The sequence below is a fragment of the Dyadobacter diqingensis genome (genome assembly GCF_024220585.1).
GTDB lineage: Bacteria > Bacteroidota > Bacteroidia > Cytophagales > Spirosomataceae > Dyadobacter > Dyadobacter diqingensis.
This window is the reverse complement of sequence record NZ_JAMXKF010000015.1, coordinates 1-18,175: the sequence shown is the minus strand read 5'-3', so window position 1 is coordinate 18,175 and position 18,175 is coordinate 1. Positions and strand designations below refer to the sequence as shown.

The 18,175-nt window shown below is 43.0% G+C and carries 20 protein-coding genes; 6 read left to right on the top strand and 14 right to left on the bottom strand.

Annotated elements, in window-relative coordinates; translation table 11 throughout:
- Positions 1-341 precede the first annotated feature (341 nt).
- The 7 genes from M1L62_RS27975 to M1L62_RS27945 all read right to left on the bottom strand — a co-directional run bounded on the left by M1L62_RS27975 (position 342) and on the right by M1L62_RS27945 (position 7,180).
- Positions 342-710: a DMT family protein gene (locus M1L62_RS27975; RefSeq protein ID WP_254562943.1), complete on the bottom strand. Its 369-nt coding sequence runs from the start codon at positions 708-710 to the stop codon at positions 342-344.
- Positions 707-1,897 carry a nucleoside permease gene (locus M1L62_RS27970; protein ID WP_254562942.1) on the bottom strand — a complete coding sequence of 397 codons (1,191 nt, stop codon included), beginning with the start codon at positions 1,895-1,897 and terminating at the stop codon, positions 707-709. Before M1L62_RS27970 ends, M1L62_RS27975 begins: the two co-directional genes overlap by 4 nt.
- 54 nt (positions 1,898-1,951) lie before the next feature.
- The gene (gene mutS / locus M1L62_RS27965) at positions 1,952-4,573 is read right to left on the bottom strand and encodes a DNA mismatch repair protein MutS (protein WP_254562941.1); all 2,622 of its coding nucleotides are present in this window, start codon (positions 4,571-4,573) and stop codon (positions 1,952-1,954) included.
- Positions 4,574-4,668: 95 nt separating this feature from the next.
- Positions 4,669-5,229: a pseudouridine synthase gene (locus tag M1L62_RS27960; protein WP_254562940.1), complete on the bottom strand. Its 561-nt coding sequence runs from the start codon at positions 5,227-5,229 to the stop codon at positions 4,669-4,671.
- 121 nt (positions 5,230-5,350) lie between these two features.
- Positions 5,351-5,680, bottom strand: coding sequence for a Uma2 family endonuclease (locus M1L62_RS27955; RefSeq protein ID WP_254562939.1), 330 nt, complete (start codon positions 5,678-5,680; stop codon positions 5,351-5,353).
- A gap of 78 nt (positions 5,681-5,758) precedes the next feature.
- Complete coding sequence (locus M1L62_RS27950) at positions 5,759-6,523, bottom strand: exodeoxyribonuclease III (protein ID WP_254562938.1); 765 nt, start codon at positions 6,521-6,523, stop codon at positions 5,759-5,761.
- A 21-nt stretch (positions 6,524-6,544) separates the two neighbouring features.
- On the bottom strand, positions 6,545-7,180 hold the full coding sequence (locus M1L62_RS27945; RefSeq protein WP_254562937.1) for a hypothetical protein: 636 nt from the start codon (positions 7,178-7,180) through the stop codon (positions 6,545-6,547).
- A gap of 350 nt (positions 7,181-7,530) precedes the next feature.
- Between M1L62_RS27945 and M1L62_RS27940 the strand changes: the two genes are divergently transcribed.
- Complete coding sequence (locus tag M1L62_RS27940; RefSeq protein ID WP_254562936.1) at positions 7,531-8,031, top strand: DUF4494 domain-containing protein; 501 nt, start codon at positions 7,531-7,533, stop codon at positions 8,029-8,031.
- Between the two features lie 11 nt (positions 8,032-8,042).
- On the opposite strand, the gene M1L62_RS27935 is transcribed toward M1L62_RS27940, so the two are convergent.
- Together M1L62_RS27935 and M1L62_RS27930 are read right to left on the bottom strand one after the other, a co-directional pair.
- Positions 8,043-8,780 (bottom strand): hypothetical protein, encoded by a 738-nt coding sequence (locus tag M1L62_RS27935; RefSeq protein WP_254562935.1) that lies wholly within the window; start codon positions 8,778-8,780, stop codon positions 8,043-8,045.
- 58 nt (positions 8,781-8,838) lie between these two features.
- Positions 8,839-10,209 carry an OmpA family protein gene (locus M1L62_RS27930; RefSeq protein WP_254562934.1) on the bottom strand — a complete coding sequence of 457 codons (1,371 nt, stop codon included), beginning with the start codon at positions 10,207-10,209 and terminating at the stop codon, positions 8,839-8,841.
- 169 nt (positions 10,210-10,378) lie between these two features.
- Here M1L62_RS27930 and M1L62_RS27925 point away from each other — a divergent pair, with 169 nt between their 5' ends.
- A complete protein-coding gene (locus tag M1L62_RS27925) occupies positions 10,379-11,188 on the top strand; it encodes a UDP-2,3-diacylglucosamine diphosphatase (RefSeq protein ID WP_254562933.1) in 810 nt (269 codons plus the stop codon).
- 12 nt (positions 11,189-11,200) lie between these two features.
- Here M1L62_RS27925 and M1L62_RS27920 read toward each other — a convergent pair whose 3' ends face one another.
- The 5 genes from M1L62_RS27920 to M1L62_RS27900 form a co-directional block, all read right to left on the bottom strand.
- Positions 11,201-11,935, bottom strand: coding sequence for a carboxypeptidase-like regulatory domain-containing protein (locus M1L62_RS27920; protein WP_254562932.1), 735 nt, complete (start codon positions 11,933-11,935; stop codon positions 11,201-11,203).
- 144 nt (positions 11,936-12,079) lie between these two features.
- The gene (locus tag M1L62_RS27915; RefSeq protein WP_254562931.1) at positions 12,080-12,829 is read right to left on the bottom strand and encodes a carboxypeptidase-like regulatory domain-containing protein; all 750 of its coding nucleotides are present in this window, start codon (positions 12,827-12,829) and stop codon (positions 12,080-12,082) included.
- 183 nt (positions 12,830-13,012) lie between these two features.
- Positions 13,013-13,846: a phosphatidate cytidylyltransferase gene (locus M1L62_RS27910; RefSeq protein WP_254562930.1), complete on the bottom strand. Its 834-nt coding sequence runs from the start codon at positions 13,844-13,846 to the stop codon at positions 13,013-13,015.
- A complete protein-coding gene (locus M1L62_RS27905) occupies positions 13,818-14,039 on the bottom strand; it encodes a putative signal transducing protein (protein WP_254562929.1) in 222 nt (73 codons plus the stop codon). The genes M1L62_RS27910 and M1L62_RS27905 overlap by 29 nt, the downstream gene beginning before the upstream one ends.
- Before the next feature lie 68 nt (positions 14,040-14,107).
- Positions 14,108-15,061: a CPBP family intramembrane glutamic endopeptidase gene (locus M1L62_RS27900; RefSeq protein WP_254562928.1), complete on the bottom strand. Its 954-nt coding sequence runs from the start codon at positions 15,059-15,061 to the stop codon at positions 14,108-14,110.
- Between the two features lie 121 nt (positions 15,062-15,182).
- On the opposite strand from M1L62_RS27900, the gene dusB reads away from it, so the two are divergent.
- The 4 genes from dusB to frr all read left to right on the top strand — a co-directional run bounded on the left by dusB (position 15,183) and on the right by frr (position 18,064).
- Positions 15,183-16,172, top strand: a complete 990-nt coding sequence (gene dusB / locus M1L62_RS27895) for a tRNA dihydrouridine synthase DusB (protein WP_254562927.1) — start codon at positions 15,183-15,185, stop codon at positions 16,170-16,172.
- Positions 16,166-16,693: an acyl-CoA carboxylase biotin carboxyl carrier protein subunit gene (locus tag M1L62_RS27890; RefSeq protein WP_254562926.1), complete on the top strand. Its 528-nt coding sequence runs from the start codon at positions 16,166-16,168 to the stop codon at positions 16,691-16,693. The genes dusB and M1L62_RS27890 overlap by 7 nt, the downstream gene beginning before the upstream one ends.
- A 63-nt stretch (positions 16,694-16,756) precedes the next feature.
- Positions 16,757-17,476 (top strand): UMP kinase, encoded by a 720-nt coding sequence (pyrH, locus tag M1L62_RS27885; RefSeq protein WP_254562925.1) that lies wholly within the window; start codon positions 16,757-16,759, stop codon positions 17,474-17,476.
- A gap of 27 nt (positions 17,477-17,503) precedes the next feature.
- On the top strand, positions 17,504-18,064 hold the full coding sequence (gene frr / locus M1L62_RS27880; protein WP_254562924.1) for a ribosome recycling factor: 561 nt from the start codon (positions 17,504-17,506) through the stop codon (positions 18,062-18,064).
- Positions 18,065-18,175: the final 111 nt, after the last annotated feature.

The following is an 18,175-nucleotide window of genomic DNA, read 5'->3' as shown; positions in this document are numbered from 1 at the left end:
AGGCTGCTGTTCTGTTAAGTCGTTAGGCGTAACCTCCAGACTACGTCTGTGTGTCACACGGTCTCCGACCGCAGAAACAGATTATTATTCCATAAATCAATTTTAATCTTATCGTTTCGGTCGGAAACCGATGACGCTCGGACGTAGTCTGGAGACTACGCCCAACAGCTAACAATCCAACAGCTAACTGCTCAACAGCTGACTATCCAATAATACACTATACCAACAGCAAATCCCGATAGCCTTCAAATTAATTGAATTTTACTAAAAAACGCAGAGGCAGCAAATCAACTTTGCGACCTCTGCGTTTTATCTTTTTTGCTTTGCGTGAAACCCGAAAACTATTTCTTAAAAATAAAATAGACAGCCAAAACCAGAAATATGAACCCAATTAAATGATTCAGCCTGAATGTTTCATTTTTGAAAAACAGCGTTGAAAAGATAATGAACACGACCAGCGTAATAACCTCCTGAATCACTTTCAGCTGTAATAACGAAAACGGTCCGCCGTTTTCATCAAAGCCAAGTCTGTTTGCAGGCACCTGAAAACAATATTCAAAGAGAGCGATTCCCCAACTAATCAGAATAATCGAAACGATACCCAGTTTACTAAACCAGGCAAGCTCCTTGAATTTCAAATGTCCGTACCAGGCCAATGTCATAAAGGCATTGGACATGATCAGCAGGCCGATGGTCAGTATTCCTTTCACGCTTCCGCTTTAACTTTGTTGTCCTGGAAGAAAAGTATAAACAACACAAGAACGATCGCTGCAATGCCTGCGGGCACCATCCAGATGCTTGTCCAGTTTTTCACACCCTCCACGGTATACATATCGGCAACGATACCTGCAATCCAGGAACCGATCCCCATACCAATACCATAAGTTGCGATGGCAATCAAACCTTGTGCAGATGAACGATATTTATCTCCCGCTTTGCTGTCTGTATAAATTTGCCCTGTCACAAAAAAGAAGTCATAGCAAACACCGTGTAAAACAATTGCCAGATACAATAACCATTCGCTTGAAGCATCACCGTAACCGAATCCTACAAAACGGACAATCCAGGCAATAAGCCCTACGATAAGCATCCATTTCACACCCAGACGAGAAAACGCCAGAGGAATCAGCAACATAAATACAACCTCGGAAGCCTGTCCAAGGGACATTTTGTTCTCAACATTAGTCATTCCTGAATCTGTCAGAGACGGATTGGCCATTGCATAGTAAAACGACAAAGGAATACAAATCAGCAGCGATGAAATAAAGAAAATCGCAAAGGAACGATCTTTAAAAAGCTTGAAAGCATCCAATCCTAAAATCGCAGAGAAAGAGGTATTCGTGCTTGGTTTTGGAGGCGTGTTTGGAAGGAAAAAAGAATAAACACCCAGAACAGCCGCCGTAATCATCGAGATTTCAAAAATCCGTACGCTGTTTCCAAGACCATAGTAACCGATGATATTCGAAACCACAATCCACGCCACTGTTCCCATCACACGGATGGTTGGGAAATCTTTTTCCGAATCCTTTACGTGAGACATCGCAATGGAAGTAGTCAAGGCCATTGTTGGTGCAAAAGTGATGCAATAGGCCAAAATCACCCAGAAGAAAGTATCCGCATCTTTAATCCCGGTGAGGACATATAACAACACAGCGCCGGCCAAACTCAATACACCCAAAACCTTCTGCGCAGCGAAGTACCTGTCGGCAATTAAACCTACAAAAAACGGCGCAATGATCATGGCAATTGAAAACGCCGCATACGCACTACCCACCTGCACACCTGTGGCATGCAGCTCACTAAACATGTACTTACTCATTTGGCCATACCACGATCCCCATATAAAATAAAGGAGAAACATCATGGCCATTAACTGATAACGCGTCAGATTTTTCATAAAAAAGATTAGGAGTTATTAATACAAAAAGGTGCAGCTTTCACTGCTGGTTTATTATTTTTTCTGAACCATCTTTTGAAACTCGTTTAGTTTCAAAAGTGCTTCAATTGGCGACAATGTGTTAACATCAAGCAAAGACAAACTTTCTTTCAACTGTTCAAGTCTCGGATCTGCCGGTTCGAAAATGCTCAGCTGAAAATTATTCTTTGGCATTTCCTTCACCTTTTTGTTATGCTTTTCTGCCACATGGTCCTTTTCCAGATGGTGCATAATTTCGCTTGCACGCAATACGATCGGCTGGGGCATCCCCGCTATTTGCGCCACATGGATACCAAAGCTGTGCTCGCTGCCACCCGGTTTCAGTTTCCGCAGAAATATCACTTTGTTGTCCACTTCCTTTACGGCAACATTGAAGTTTTTGATGCGCGGAAAGTCGTCAGCAAGCTGATTTAATTCATGATAATGCGTAGCAAAAAGTGTCTTGGGTTTTAGTGAGGGTTGATTATGCAGATATTCTGTGATCGCCCAGGCAATCGAAACACCGTCATACGTGCTCGTACCACGCCCGATTTCATCCATCAAAACCAGACTCCTGTCGCTTAAATTGTTAAGAATACTGGCCGTTTCGGTCATTTCCACCATAAACGTACTTTCTCCCCTGCTCAGGTTGTCGCTCGCTCCTACCCGTGTAAATATCTTGTCAACAATCCCGAGCGTTGCGGCGCTGGCAGGCACATAACTTCCCATTTGTGCCATCAGCACGATCAGCGCCGTTTGACGCAGCAATGCAGACTTACCCGCCATGTTTGGCCCGGTAATAATGATGATCTGCTGGGTTTCATTGTCAAGAAAAACATCGTTGGGTACATAACTTTCGCCCAGCGGCAATTGCTGCTCAATTACAGCATGACGACCGTCCTTGATATCCAGTATCTTGCCATCGTTGATAACAGGCTTGACATAGTTGTTTTTCCGGGCCGTTGTTGCAAAAGAACCCAACGCATCCAATGTCGAAATAACGACCGCGTTTTGCTGGATCGTACCCACGTACTCAGCCGCTGTCAGGATCAGTTCTGAGAAAATACGGAATTCAATCGCCGAGATCTTGTCTTCCGCATTCAGAATTTTCTCTTCGTATTCTTTCAGTTCGGGCGTAATGTAACGTTCGCAGTTGACAAGTGTCTGCTTACGGATCCACTCTTCGGGTACCTTGTTTTTATGCGAATTGGTAACCTCCAGATAATATCCAAAAACCCGGTTGTAAGCAATTTTTAGAGAAGGAATTCCCGTACGCTCCGTTTCCTCGTTTTGCAGTTTTAGCAAGAACCCTTTTCCTTCTCGGGAAATCGCATGCAGTTCGTCCAGTTCGGCATCGATGCCGCTCTTGATCATCCCACCCTGGTTAATCAGCAATGGCGCGTCTTCTCTTAGCTCATTTTCAATTTTGTCAACCAAAAACGTACACAGATTAAGCTGATCTGCATATTTATTCAGAACCGCGTAACTGTTGTGTGTTGAAGATATCTTGCCCAGTATTTCCTTGATAGGCCCGATCTGTTTCAACGATTTTTTCAACTGTACCATTTCGCGCGGACTGATCCGGCGAACCGCCACTTTTGAGATCAACCGTTCGAGGTCACCGATCTGTTTAAGATATTGGGAAATGGATTCATGAAGTTCATCATTCTGAAGAAAAAACTCAACCGTATTAAGCCGCTCTTCAATCGGCAATTTTTCCTTTAACGGTAATACCACCCAGCGTCTCAATAACCGCGCGCCCATTGGCGTCACCGTTTGATCCAGAATCTGGATTAAGGGTACGCCGCCTTCCTGTTGCGGAAAAACGAGTTCAAGGTTACGGACCGTAAATCTGTCGAGCCACACATATTTTTCCTCTTCCAGGCGCGTAACACGGCTGATATGACTTACCTCCCTGTGTTCCGTTTCTTTCAGATAGTGCAGAATCACACCCGCAGCAACAATTCCCAGCCTGAGATTTTCAATACCAAAACCTTTTAGCGTGGTGGTGCTGAAATGCGTTGTAAGTTGTTCATAACCGTAGTCATAACCAAAACACCAGTCTTCAAGCTGAAACGTATGAAACTTTCCGCCAAACAGCTGGTTGAATTCCTGCTTATGTTTTTTACAAAAAAGTACTTCGGACGGCGTAAAACCCTGAAGCATTTTGTCGACATACGCAGCATTTCCCTGAGAGGTCATGAACTCACCCGTCGAAATATCCAGGAACGCAATACCGTATGAATCATCTGCACCCACATGGACTGCCGCCAGATAATTGTTCCTCCGCGTGTCCAGCACGTTATCGTTCATGGAAACACCGGGAGTTACCAGTTCCGTGACGCCGCGTTTTACAATACCTTTTGCCTGAGAAGGATCTTCCAGCTGGTCACAAATTGCAACACGTTCGCCGGCGCGAACCAGTTTGGGAAGATAATTGTCCAGTGAATGATGCGGAAAACCCGCCAGCTCTTCATGCGATCCGCCATTGTTACGGCGTGTGAGTACAATACCAAGAATTTTGGATGCACGAATAGCGTCTTCTCCGAATGTTTCGTAAAAATCGCCAACCCGAAACAGTAGCAATGCGCCGGGATACTTGGCTTTTATCTGATTATACTGTTTATTAAGCGGAGTTTCTTTTTGTTCCTTTGCCAACTAATAATTATTTTGAAAACAGGATAACTACAAAATTAACCCTTCTATCCGGTTTGGCAAGTCCAAATAGTTGTTTTATCAAGTAAGATTTTTGGTCATAGAGTGAGCCGCCTGACTTCTTTTTCTGTAACTTCCCATACGTCCCCCGGTTTAGCTCCCTCGGCGCTAAAATCGGCAAGATTAATTTTTCCAATCGCCCAGCGCACAAGGCGTAAGGTTGGAAATCCCACAGCAGCGGTCATGCGCCGAACCTGCCGGTTTTTCCCCTCATGCAATGTCACCGATACCCAGGAAGTAGGAATATTTTTACGAAAACGGATAGGCGGATTTCTTTCCGGAAGCGCAGGCTCATCCAGTCTGGAAGCTGATGCCGGCAGGGTCTGATATGCTTTCCCATTGATCGAGATTTTCACACCATCGGCCAGCTGATGACAAGCTTCACTAGTAATTTCACCCTCCACCTGCACATAGTAAGTCCGCTTATGGCGGTTTCGGGGTTCGAGCAGTTTTGTTTTGAGGTAGTTATCATTGGTCAGCAAAAGAAGCCCCTCGCTGTCGGCATCCAGTCTGCCAACGGGATATATATCTTTTGGAAAACTGAAATCAAGGTCAGCGAGTGTGGTATGGTCACCTTCACGACTGAATTGTGAAAGCATTCCAAAAGGTTTGTAGATTAAAAAGTAGCGAAACAAAGGTATGCTGGTTATGGACGAAGAGAAGTCCAAATTTTATTTAATAAGTGATTCCAGATCAAGGACGAACCCGGGAAGTATCAACTCACCGGATAATTTTGTTCAATTGAAGATTCCATTTTTCATGTTTAATCCAGGACGCATCAGGAGAACGAACGGCTCCGTTTGGCAAAGTAAAACCGGTTGACGAATCAAACGATTCTCCTAAACGTGATTTTTCATTCCAGACAAACAAATTACCTAAAACCCGAGAATTGAAGTTACTGGCAAAAGCACCTGTCGGTGACATAAGTATAATATTTCCATGCGCGTCTCTTTCGAACTCTAATGTGTCGTTCATCTGGCAAAACTGAAAGAAGTCTTCATCGCTCATCAGTTCTCCCATTTTCAAAGTTACAGGCATGGAGATATTCATAACTTACTTTATTTTCCGTCTTAATCAAAAATACAAAATATTTATTGATAAAGACAGATATGATTCGGCTCTGTTAACCTATTCAATTTCCAGCCAAACCGGACAGTGATCTGAATGGACGGCATCGTTAAATTGTCTGCTTCCGACAATTCTGTCTTTAAGCGTATCTGCAACCGAAATGTAGTCGATGCGCCAGCCCTTGTTATTGGCTCTTGCCCCCGACCGGTAAGTCCACCAGGAATACTCCTGCAACTCCGGGTTTTTAAATCTGAAAGCATCCGTATAACCGCTCCCAAACCATCTCGTCATCCACTCTCTTTCTTCCGGCAAAAAGCCCGAAGACTTCTTATTTCCTTTCGGGTCGTGGATATCAATCTCGGTATGCGCAATGTTATAGTCTCCGCAAATAATCAGGTTCGGACGCTCGATACGAAGCATATTCACCCAATTATTAAAATCTTCCAGAAAACTCATTTTTACACTCTGGCGGATTTCTCCGCTCGTCCCGGATGGGAAATAACAGTTCAGTAACGTGATATTTCCAAAATCAGCACGAAGAATCCGGCCTTCCGTATCGTAAACCGGTAAATTCAATCCTACCGAAACAAGATCCGGCTTGATTTTGGAAAAAATAGCCACACCGCTATATCCTTTTTTTTCAGCAGCATGCCAACCGATCAGCTCATAACCCAACTCCGCGAATCCCGACAAATCCACCACATCCGGTGTCGCCTTTACTTCCTGAAAACACAAGACATCAAAGGATTTGTCCTTTAACCATTCCAATAAGCCATTTTTTAACGCTGCGCGGATTCCGTTGAGGTTATAAGTGAGGATTTGCATGCTGATTTTTGTTGTTAATATTTATTTGTTGATGCCTAAAATCATATCTGTTGTAATTTCCTGGTCGAAAGTAAGGTAACCAGGATAATTGATCTGCTTTCCGGCAAGATCAAGTGTTGGTTTAACTTTCACAGTAAATTTGGTCGGTTTTGAACCCGATTTTCCGGACAAAGCCAGAACCATATTGATAAATTCGTCTCTCGTGGCGTCGTTCGTCAACAACTTATACACGTTAGCGCTCAGTTTCACAGGAACGCGTGTACTGCCACTGCCCGGATAAACCTCGATTTTTTCGTTCAAAAAGCCATTGAAAATCTCGCTGTTAGTCAGCAAAACCTTATACTCCAGCTGATTAATTGCCGCCTTTTTACGTGTTGGATTGTTGATATCCAGATTGACACGTAAGTCAAGCGGAACATCTTTTCTTAGAAGCGCAAGACCTAACCGTGGATATCTGGCCAGATCCAGATCACTGATGCTTTTAATATTTCTGAACTCACGGACATCAACTCCAGCCAGATAAATACTGTCGGCTGAGGCAATTTTATATTTACAATCACCGAATGCTTTCGCTTCCGAAACCTGACGACTTACACCACAGCTTGTAAATAATCCAACCGTAGCCAAAATCGCGATAACCCAAATTTGTTTTTTCATTGTGTGTTTAAAATTTTTTGCAAGATAAACAGTAGCTACTACAACGCGCATACCTGTTCAGCATTATTCTTTTGTAATTACTTTTTTGCATAAAGGCTTATTTATTGAATTTCCTGGCTCAAAACAGGAAATAAGCTTCCGGTTATCTGAAAATTATTGCCGAAACATTTCCTGGATACCCGTCTGATGGCAGAGAAGCCATCAGACGGGCGATTCCGTCCGACGGTTTTTTCACCGTCGGACGGATAATCAATCCGAATGTTTTTTGATAAAAATCTTGTTGCAAGCCTTACTTCCAGCACCTACCTTTGCAGACTTTTACAACCACTTTAATTCAAAAACAGACTACAATGGCAAGCTGGTATTTAGGAAAAATACGTTACCAAAAGGAAGACGAAGCAGGGAGTCTTAAAACAATTAATGAAACATATCTTGTAGATGCAGTTTCCTACACCGAATCGGAAGCGAGACTTTACAAGCAGATCGTTACCGGCGCCAGTGATTTCAGTGTAATGGCTATTTCAAGAATGCGTCTTGCAGATTTGTTTTCTTATGAAGACGGAGAAAAGTGGTTTAAAGCCAAAGTGGTGTATTTCTCTGTGGATGAAAAAAGCGGCAAAGAGAAAAAGGTGGTGAATTATATGCTTGTGAACGCTGACGGGATCGATCAGGCATTGCAGCGCATCACAGAGAGCCTGCGCACCATGCTTATTCCTTACGAAACGACAGACCTGAACCTAACGCCTATTCTGGATGTATTCCCATACACCGCAGAAGAGGAAGAAGTGGAAATTCCGGCAAATTTACGCCCCCTTTCCGAAGTAATGGCGGAAAGAGAAGCGTTGCAATAAATATTTTGAGCCTAGTCCCCAACTTTTACCTCGGGATATCCCCGGGTAATGGCCAGGAAGGGATTAGGCTCATAACTTTTGAGTTTCAGCACGGCATCCTTCGAATTCATTTCTGTGAGCAACTGGCGGTTTCCGAAGATATAGGTGTAGTCGAATGAAACCGGCAGACTGGCCACATTTTCAATCAGCTCAAAACCATACAAAGGGTAAATACCGAACGGCGTTGTCGTCAGCCACAACTTATCCTTTTCCTCCGACCGGGCGTACGACAGTTCGTATTCGATACTCTCCCATCCAAAATCTTTTCGTTTGTTGCCCGTTGGAATGCAATAGGTATTGAAATCCTCTTTCTGCTGTTTCAGTGTTTCAGCATCTGGTTTTACCTCTTCTACTTTCTCGATAATTTTCATCTTCTTACCCGCTTCGTCAGCGCCGCAATAGATATACTTCCCATCCTGGAACGCAATGATAAAATCAAAGTTTTTTCCCGTCTGCCCATAACTGTCTTCACGTTTGAAACACATGGTGCCAGTCACAGGATCTACATAAATCACAACCTCACCCTTCTTTTTATCCGATTTGTTTTCGTACTCAAAGGTGAGCGCATGGGTAAAATAATACTGCCCTTTTTCAGGTTTCCATTGGGTAGCTCTTTGCAAGACCGGCTTTTTTGGCGCCTGAGCAAGTAAAATATTGGTTCCTGAAACCAACAAAACGAGGAAAAGATAACTGGAAATTTTTCTTAGCATAACATAAATAATTAATGCCCGCAAGCTAAAAAGAGACCGTCAAAAAACCATGATTACTTCATAATTTGACAAACTCAACCCGGCGGTTACTGGCTTTCCCTTCGGCCGAAGTATTGGGCGAAACCGGTTCACCTTCACCTTTCCCGTCTGTTTCAAGCCTGGCCTTATCAATTCCAAAATCCCGGATTAAAGCTTCCTTTACCGACTCAGATCTTTTTTTGGATAATGCCAGATTGCTGCCATCTTCCCCATCAGCATCTGTATGTCCGATAATTTTAACCTTTACTGCGGCATTTTCATTTAACACTGCCGCAATGTCTTTCAGCACACCAAACGATTCCGGCTTTATCGTTGCAGAATTCACGTCGAACAATATCCCGGTCGTTGAAAACTTGCCCTCGGTAATTAATTTGTTGCGCGTATCCGGCGCCCCCACGGCAAGGCGTAGATTTGAAACAAAAAAACGATCCGTCTCTTTATGATAACCCTGATTACTGAAAGCAATGAAATTATAGTTCGTTGCAGGATTAAATGCCCTCGGCAAATCCCACACTTTGTAATCATCCACATACAATCTCAACCTGGACTTTTGCCTCCAAACAGAAACTTTGACAACATTGTGTTCAGGAACGTGGAATGCCGGAATTTCCTTGTCATTTTTCATGATGGATTCTGCCCGATTTTCAAAAATGTCAAAAGTGGCAGAACCTTGTTTCCCACCCGCAGAATAAGGATGAAGGCCAAGTTCCAACCCCTTGGCTTTATCGCCGTCATACCATTTCCAATTCGAAAAACTTTTAGCAGGATTTTCCAGTTCAGCAATGACCGTTCTTAATGCGCCGGAATAAAAGCTAAACTCAGAAGTCGTAGCCAGATTAAATTCAAACGTAAAATTTTCGGGTAGTTTCGTGATAAATTCAGGATAAAAAACGCCTTCCGGCCCCAGCATCAGCCATTTGCCTTCTGTCCCGGCAATCGTCACGATCTCTCCTGAGGAATTGGTATTCCATTTGGCAGGAAAATCCCCTACGGCATCCTGCGAAAAATCTTCGACTGCTACAATTTTTTCTCCCGGAATGAAGTCGAATTTGCTGTATGATTGCAGCGTAGGTTTCCCGGCCTTAGCTGCCACATTTTCGCTTTCTCCATCAGCTCCCTTACTTCCACTATCTTCACCGCCATTGTTTTGTTTTTCGCTCTTATCCGACGCCTGACCTTCTTTTGCCTTTTTATCTTTTTTCTTAAACAAATTCCCAATCCCCTCTTCCATTTTATCCAAACCCTTGTCCACAGCCTGGTCAACCTTCCGGTTTGCACGGTATTCAGCCTGCCTTTCTGCAACTTTTCCCGGATCATTGATACGGATCTGCGCTTTTAGCCCCCATGAAAAGCAAGTGAAAACAATCAAAAGCGATATTTTTTTAAACATGATTGTCAATGAATTAAGTGAATGAACTTTGACCCGTCTTGTATAAAATTACAAAATATCTTACTTGAATACTACATCAACTGAGTTACCGGCAAACACATATTCACGTGCGTGAAGGCGTGTCATTTACGCGGAAGATTGTAAATTGCGGAGCATTTGTATACATCGCATGAATTTCAATTTCGAAACAAAGTCAGTCACATTACGCGAAGGTCGCCGTGTTTATTTTTCCTCAGATTTCCATCTTGGCGTTCCCTCGGCCGAAAAAAGCAGAGACCGTGAAAGACTGATCGTTAAATGGCTGGAATCCATCGAACATGATGCTCAGATCATTTTTCTGGTCGGAGATATTTTCGATTTCTGGTTTGAATACGGGCACGTTATCCCAAAAGGATTTACAAGACTTCTAGGAAAACTTGCGGAACTTTCCGATCGCGGCATTGAGCTGATCCTTTTTACCGGAAATCATGATATGTGGATGTTCGGTTATCTCAAAGACGAGATCGGTGCGACGATTTATCGTAATCCTGTAAATTTTGAAATTACCAACAGTGCAGGCTTGAAGAAATCAATTCTTGTCGGGCATGGCGACGGCCTGGGGCCGGGTGATAAAGTTTACAAAATCCTGAAACGTATTTTCGAAAATTCCTTTTTCCAGTGGATTTTTAGAATTGTGCATCCGGACGTTGGCATGTGGATCGCTTCCGAATGGTCAAAACGAAGCCGTATTGCCAATATTAATAAGGGAGAAGAACAATTTATGGGTGACGATCACGAATGGCTTCTGATCTATTGTAAAGAAGTTGAAAAAGAAACACACCATGATTATTATATTTTCGGGCACCGGCATTTAATGCTGGACCTCACGGTGAACGAGCGGAGCCGGTATATTAATTTGGGAGAATGGGTAACAAAGCAAGCACACCAGGCTTATGCAGCTTTTGACGGGGAAGCAATGAAATTAAATCAATTCAAATAGAGACTCTTCCCGTCAGGGCGTTCCAAACGCATCATTTTTATTGAATACATCCTGTTTGTTGATCCTTTCCAGCGGCGAATCATTCAGTTCTTTACGCCATTCTTTTGGTTTCAAATCACCATTTTTCACCGATTTGATAAATTTCGCCCAGGCAAACGGATTCAGGAATTGAAATGTAGGAGCAAAACTTTTTCCCGCCGCAGATTCCCGACCAAAAAGCTGCTGGTCTATGGTGTAACGGTAATTGGTTTGCGCATTATTGGGCACCTGCGCCGCCAGTTTTTTAATATATTCAGACTCTGTACTTTTTGCCAGTGCATCCCGATCCGCCTGATCCGGCAATTTTAAAGCCAAAAGGGCTCTTTTGAAATCTTCCTCCGTGGAATAAGGATAAATTTTAACTTCCGAAAGCATCATCACATCCTCATGCAGGGAAACAATGGCCGAATAAGTTCCGGCATTGTAATTTCTCGGAATTACATGATATTGTTTTTTATAACCCACATAGCTATACACAATACTATCGCCGGGAAATACATTGATCGTAAACGAACCGTCATTGCCAGCCAACCTGCCAGTTCCGGCTTTGGGAATAAATATATAAGCTCCCGGCAAACGGACGGTGGTTTTCCCTCCCACTACGACGCCCGTAAAAACAATCGCCTTCTGTTCTCCCTGCGCATACAGATTGTGTACACCCATAACACAGATAAAAATGATGAAATATTTTAAAACTGTGTTTGCCATATTTTTTCCGTTGTTGGTTGAGATGTGACTTACGGGAGTCAGAACTTTTTTTCAAACTTAATCAATCTGTACCCGAAAAACAGATAACAAAAAAATCCAGCCCTTTCAAGGATGGATTTTAAGGTTTTTTAACAAATTCCGGAATTACTTCTCCTCCTTTTTAGGATTATCAAACTCCTCATTTTTCTTCAGAATATCTTGTCTCGTTATACTTTCGCGAGGCGCATTATTTAGTTCTTTCCTCCATTCTTTCTGTTTAAGATCACCTTTTTTAACAGATTTGATAAAATTTGCCCAGGCAAAAGGATTCAGGAATGGAAACGTTGTTGCAAAACCTTTTCCTGCTGCTGATTCGCGGCCAAAAAGCTGTTGATCGATCGTATAACGGAAATTGGTCTGTGCATTGTTAGGCACCTGAGCCGCCATACGGTTAATATAGTCAGGATCGGTGCTGCGCGCCAGGGCATCACGATCGGCCTGATCCGGCAATTTAAGTGCCAAAAATGCCTTTTTGAATTCTTCTTCGGTTTTCCACGGATAAATTTTAACCTCGGAAAGCATCGTCACATCTTCCTGCATCGCTACAATGGCGGAATATGTATCCGCGTTATAATTTCGGGGTATGACGTGATATTGTTTTTTATAACCTACATAGCTGTAAATGATACTATCGCCGGGAAAAACAGGTATTGTAAAGTTACCTCTGCTATCCGCCAAAGTCCCTTTTCCAGCCTTTGGGATAAAGATATAAGCTCCGGGTAATCTGTCGGTACTTTTTCCGCCCACAACCACACCATTGAAAATAATCGCCTTTTGCTCACCCTGTGCCAAAACCTCCTGCCCACATAGTACGCTTGCAAGTATTACAAAATATATTAAAAATCCTTTTTTCATTCTTTACAGGTCGTTATTCAGTACCGGCATCCTCATATTCAGGCACTGTAAGGGTTATAGTTGATTAAAGCCGACTTTAATATATTTTAAATTTTTCTCAATACAAGTTAAAAAAAGCGTTCCTATTATTCAAAAACGACTGAACATGGGATGCATTGCCCGGACAAGCTATTAATACGCTGGTTATGAAAACAATTTCAGGAATGTCACGATGAACGGTGCCGAAAGCAATAATCCATCAAAACGATCCAAAAACCCACCATGACCGGGGATACTATTCCCCGAATCCTTGATGGCAATACTACGCTTGAACAACGACTCAACAAGGTCGCCGTAAGTACCGACCACCACAATGATCGCACCGATGCAATACCATTTCCAGGGCTCGAAAGTACGGAAATAATGCCCGAGGACAAAAGCGATCACTGCTGCGAAAGCTGCACTGCCCATCGCACCTTCCCAGGATTTTTTAGGAGAGATACGCTCAAAGAGCTTACGTTTACCAAATTTTGTTCCTGCGAAATATCCTCCGATATCCGATGCCCAAAGCAAAAGCAAACTGCCCAATACGATCTCGTAGTTATAAATCCCGCCGCGCATTGCCATCACAATAATTAAAGAAAAAGGCAACGCCACGTAAATTATCCCTAAAAAAGTAAAGCCAATATTCGTAAATGGTTTTAAATCATTCTTTTTATAAAGTTTGATAAAAAAGATCATCGACAATAAAGGACTGATAATGAAATAGTTTTCAAAAGAAACCAGATCCTGTTCTATCAGGTACGCCAATAACATCATAACTGTGCCACAGAAGGTACCATAATAAGTCAAAGGCTGATTTCCGTCCAGGCCTAACAGCTTGTAGAATTCCAGTTGCGTTAATGAACTGATCGTACAGAAAAGCAGCAAAAAGCTCCATTCGCTGTAAAGTATACACCCAAGAATGATAACGAATCCTATGAGTCCGGTGATGGTGCGCTGTTGTAAATTACTCAGATTCTGCAAGGGAGTCTTCATTAGATAAAATGGTTTGAGCCCGAACAAGATCTGTCATAGGAACGTGCACCTCACACATCCCGAAAATTGGATAGCTACTATCCTGCTTATTGACAATGACAGCCGCAATTCCATTTTGTTCCAATATTTCTCTGGCTATTTCCGCCCGAATCATCTGCCTGGTATGATATACCTTTCCCCAATTTTCGTCCATAAATGTTACTCTGTGCAAGTCCTGTGACTTCGCTATTCTGAGTGTTTTTAATTGTTACTTATAATTTTCTAAGCCAGAGTTTTCTGCTTCAGCCCGGTTTTTCTGATCTCGAATAAAATGGCAGTCGTCAAAACAATTGAGGCCAGGATTGTCGTCCATGGCATCGTCTTGATTTCTTCAATATTAACTTTCAGCACTTTTGTGTTGTATAAAAACATCATCACCAACACGAATCCGTTGTTGACAAAATGTGCCAGTATCGCTACCGATAACCTGCCAGACCAATAATACAAATATCCGAATAGTGCCCCGAGTATCATGCGCGGCAAAAATCCGTAGAATTGAAAGTGAATTGCACTGAAAACCGCAGCCGAAACCCAAATTGCAACATGTACATTGGCCCAATGTTGTGCAAGTTTACGTTGTATAATGCCGCGAAACAATACCTCCTCGCCTAAAGCAGGAAGAAGCACCACAACAGTCAGCGCAACGACCAACTGGCCAACCTCCTGATAATTGGTCATAAAACGCGTCAGCATGGCATTCTGATCCTCTTTGTCGCGCATCCATGTTTCCAGCCACGACCAGGATTCGGGAAATACCATGTTGGAATTCCATTCAATAAACTGGCTGTTGATCGGAATAAAAACCAGAACCACGATCGCCGAAAGAAACCAGGTCGCAAGCGCCGGTTTTTTCCTGAAATTAAAATCCTGCAAATCTTTGCGCTCCATATAAAACCAATACAGAAGCGAGGGCAGCAGATAAGAAAAAAAGTGCACTGTCCCCTGCAGAACCATCATGGCAATCCACCCGTTGGGAATATTTTCAGGATGAATAAACAATTCTGTCATCAAACCTGTGATACTATCTGCATCAGAAGAAGTTATCAATGCGAGGATAAGAATTGCCAATACATTACCAACAGCCATTCCAATAAGCACGAAACCAACCAAGACCAACAAACCTCCCAATGTACCGGGCACTCGTGTATGTACCAAATTTGAATAACTTTTTTGCATAATTGGTGTAAATTTACAGCTAATTATGAATTTAAAAATATCGGGTGACTGTTGATGGATAAGAATAGGTGATTAAAACCTTTATAAATTCTGTTCTCAGGCATATCCTGACACATAATAAATGGTAAAAATAGGTAAAATAGAACTGAGCGATTTTCCGCTGCTGCTTGCGCCGATGGAGGATGTGAGTGATCCGCCCTTTAGGGCTGTATGCAAGGAAAACGGTGCGGATTTGATGTACACAGAATTTATTTCTTCGGAAGGATTAATTCGTGACGCAGCAAAAAGTGTGCAAAAGCTGGACATTTTTGAATATGAAAGACCTGTGGGTATCCAGCTTTTTGGCAGCGATGTGGAAACGATGGGTTCCTGCGCAGAAATTGCGTCGAAGGTTAATCCGGATCTGATCGATATTAATTATGGTTGTCCGGTAAAAAATGTAGCTTGCCGCGGAGCCGGCGCTGCGCTGTTACAGGATGTGCCTAAAATGGTTCGGATGACAGAATCTGTTATTAAATCCACGCATTTGCCGGTGACTGTGAAAACAAGGCTGGGATGGGATGAAAGCACTAAAAATGTTCAGGAAGTCGCAGAAAGATTACAGGATATCGGTATTCAGGCACTTTCCGTACATGGAAGAACCCGTGTGCAAATGTACAAAGGGGAGGCTGACTGGACCCTGATATCCAGAATAAAAGATAATCCGCGCATCACGATTCCTATTTTTGGAAATGGCGATGTGGACAGTCCTGAAAAAGCGCTGGAATATAAAAACCGCTTTGGTGTGGACGGGATCATGATCGGCCGTGCTACCATCGGTAATCCGTGGATTTTTAATGAGATAAAACATTTTGTAAAAACCGGCGAAAAACTGGCTCCTCCCACCCTGGCTGAGCGTGTGGCTGTCTGCCGCCGCCATCTGGAATTTTCCATTCGCTGGAAAGGGCCGATTGCCGGAGTTTTCGAAATGAGACGTCATTATACCAATTATTTTAAAGGACTGGAACATTTCAAACCCTTCCGCATGCGCCTGGTAGAGGGTATGACTTTTGAAGAACTGGATGAAATACTCAACGAAGTCGTACTGGAATACAGCGAAGCCTTATGCTAAAAATTAAAGTAGGTGGTAAAAACAGCGGCGATACCGCGACGCAGGATGAATCTTTTGAGTTAACCCAAAAGGATAACCAGTGGCAGATCGGTGAGGATATTTTTGACGGAGACATCATAAAGCTAAGCGACAGCCTGTTTCATGTACTCTGGCAAAACCGTTCTTTCACCGTCGAGGTAGAAGAAGCCAATATCGCCGACAAAACTTTTAAACTGCTGATCAACGGTCAACCTTACGAAACATCGGCAAAAGACCAGTTTGATCTTTTGCTGGAAGGACTTGGTATGCAGGCAACGGCCACAAAAAAAATCAACAATCTTAAAGCGCCCATGCCCGGACTTATCCAGTCTATTGCGGTAACACCAGGCCAGGAAGTGGAGAAAGGCGACACCTTACTGGTTTTGGTAGCGATGAAGATGGAAAATATTATTAAGTCATCCGGTAGCGGCGTTGTAAAAACCGTAAAGGTCATACCGGGCGAGATTGTGGAAAAAAACCAGGTATTGATAGAGTTTCAATAAATTCCTTGGTAATCTGAACTGCCTACCCTTATTTTTACAAAATAAAACACCAACAAACAAATCATGCCCGAACCAAAATACAAACGTATCCTTCTCAAACTTAGCGGAGAAGCACTCAACGGTGGAGATAAAACACAAGTAATCGATTTTAACATTCTGGACAGCTATTCAAGTGAGATCAGGAAAATTGCGGATGCAGGTGTACAAATAGCAATCGTTATTGGAGGAGGAAATATTTTCCGGGGAGCGTCGGTAGAAAAATCCGGTATTGACAGAGTTCAGGGCGACCATATGGGCATGTTAGCTACTGTTATTAACGGGATGGCCATTCAGAGTTCTCTTGAAAAACACGGCATGCGTACCCGTCTGATGTCAGCGATCAAAATGGAGCAGGTTTGCGAGCCATTGATCCGCCGCCGCGCAGTACGTCATCTGGAAAAGGGCCGTATCGTAATCTTTGGAGCAGGTACGGGAAATCCTTATTTCACAACCGATACAACAGCCGGTCTTCGTGCCATAGAATCTGAATCGGAAGTTGTATTGAAAGGTACACGTGTAGACGGTGTTTACACAGCCGATCCTGAAAAAGACCCTACTGCGACAAAATATACGCAGCTTACTTTCGACGAAGCATTGTCCAAAAATCTTAAGATCATGGACCTGACCGCATTCACACTTTGTAAAGAAAACAATGTCCCGATCATCGTTTTTGATATGAACAAGCCCGGCAATCTTTTTGACCTGGTGATGGGTGGAGAAGTTGGGACTTTGATATCGAATTAATAGAAAAACAATACCACCAAGTAAATCATGGAAGAAATAGAATTATATCTGGACGACGCTAAGGACACAATGGAAGGTGCGATTAAACACCTTATTATTGAACTCGGAAAAATACGCGCCGGAAAAGCCTCTCCTCAAATGCTGGACGGCCTCCAGATTGAATACTACGGCTCAATGACGCCTTTAGCCAACGTAGCGACGATCAATACGCCGGATGCAAGGACGATTGCCATTAAGCCGTTTGAAAGAAAAATCATCAATGACATTGAGAAAGCGATCCGTAACGGAAACCTGGGTTTTGCTCCTTCTAACGACGGGGAAATGATCCGTATCTCTGTTCCGCCTCTTAATGAAGAACGTCGTCGTGAGCTTGCGAAACGTGCGAAAAACGAGGTTGAGACAGCCAAGATCAACATCCGCAACATTCGTCAGGATGCGAACAATGCGCTTCGTAAATTAACGAAAGAAGGCGTTGCAGAAGATTTGGTAAAACTTAGTGAGGACCGTGTTCAGCAGCTTACCAATAGCTATGTTTCAAAAGTTGAGCAAATTCTTTCTGCCAAGGAAAAAGAAATTATGGAAGTTTAAGCCAGCGGTTGGCGATTAGCTGTTAGTAAAAAGAGGGCGTCTCAAATTAGTCTTGAGGCACCCTCTTTCATTTATCTAAACTTCTCAGAGAATTAATCGTGAAAAAAGCTC

Excerpts from the sequence above, each read along its gene's own strand:
- M1L62_RS27920 (WP_254562932.1), bottom strand. The coding sequence starts at position 11,935 with ATGGCAAACACAGTTTTAAAATATTTCATCATTTTTATCTGTGTTATG.
- M1L62_RS27900 (WP_254562928.1), bottom strand. The coding sequence starts at position 15,061 with ATGCAAAAAAGTTATTCAAATTTGGTACATACACGAGTGCCCGGTACA.
- M1L62_RS27910 (WP_254562930.1), bottom strand. The coding sequence starts at position 13,846 with ATGAAGACTCCCTTGCAGAATCTGAGTAATTTACAACAGCGCACCATC.
- M1L62_RS27960 (WP_254562940.1), bottom strand. The coding sequence starts at position 5,229 with ATGCTTTCACAATTCAGTCGTGAAGGTGACCATACCACACTCGCTGAC.
- M1L62_RS27940 (WP_254562936.1), top strand. The coding sequence starts at position 7,531 with ATGGCAAGCTGGTATTTAGGAAAAATACGTTACCAAAAGGAAGACGAA.
- M1L62_RS27925 (WP_254562933.1), top strand. The coding sequence starts at position 10,379 with ATGAATTTCAATTTCGAAACAAAGTCAGTCACATTACGCGAAGGTCGC.
- M1L62_RS27905 (WP_254562929.1), bottom strand. The coding sequence starts at position 14,039 with ATGGACGAAAATTGGGGAAAGGTATATCATACCAGGCAGATGATTCGG.
- M1L62_RS27955 (WP_254562939.1), bottom strand. The coding sequence starts at position 5,680 with ATGAATATCTCCATGCCTGTAACTTTGAAAATGGGAGAACTGATGAGC.
- dusB (WP_254562927.1), top strand. The coding sequence starts at position 15,183 with ATGGTAAAAATAGGTAAAATAGAACTGAGCGATTTTCCGCTGCTGCTT.
- M1L62_RS27915 (WP_254562931.1), bottom strand. The coding sequence starts at position 12,829 with ATGAAAAAAGGATTTTTAATATATTTTGTAATACTTGCAAGCGTACTA.
- M1L62_RS27930 (WP_254562934.1), bottom strand. The coding sequence starts at position 10,209 with ATGTTTAAAAAAATATCGCTTTTGATTGTTTTCACTTGCTTTTCATGG.
- frr (WP_254562924.1), top strand. The coding sequence starts at position 17,504 with ATGGAAGAAATAGAATTATATCTGGACGACGCTAAGGACACAATGGAA.
- M1L62_RS27950 (WP_254562938.1), bottom strand. The coding sequence starts at position 6,523 with ATGCAAATCCTCACTTATAACCTCAACGGAATCCGCGCAGCGTTAAAA.
- M1L62_RS27935 (WP_254562935.1), bottom strand. The coding sequence starts at position 8,780 with ATGCTAAGAAAAATTTCCAGTTATCTTTTCCTCGTTTTGTTGGTTTCA.
- pyrH (WP_254562925.1), top strand. The coding sequence starts at position 16,757 with ATGCCCGAACCAAAATACAAACGTATCCTTCTCAAACTTAGCGGAGAA.
- M1L62_RS27970 (WP_254562942.1), bottom strand. The coding sequence starts at position 1,897 with ATGAAAAATCTGACGCGTTATCAGTTAATGGCCATGATGTTTCTCCTT.
- M1L62_RS27890 (WP_254562926.1), top strand. The coding sequence starts at position 16,166 with ATGCTAAAAATTAAAGTAGGTGGTAAAAACAGCGGCGATACCGCGACG.
- M1L62_RS27945 (WP_254562937.1), bottom strand. The coding sequence starts at position 7,180 with ATGAAAAAACAAATTTGGGTTATCGCGATTTTGGCTACGGTTGGATTA.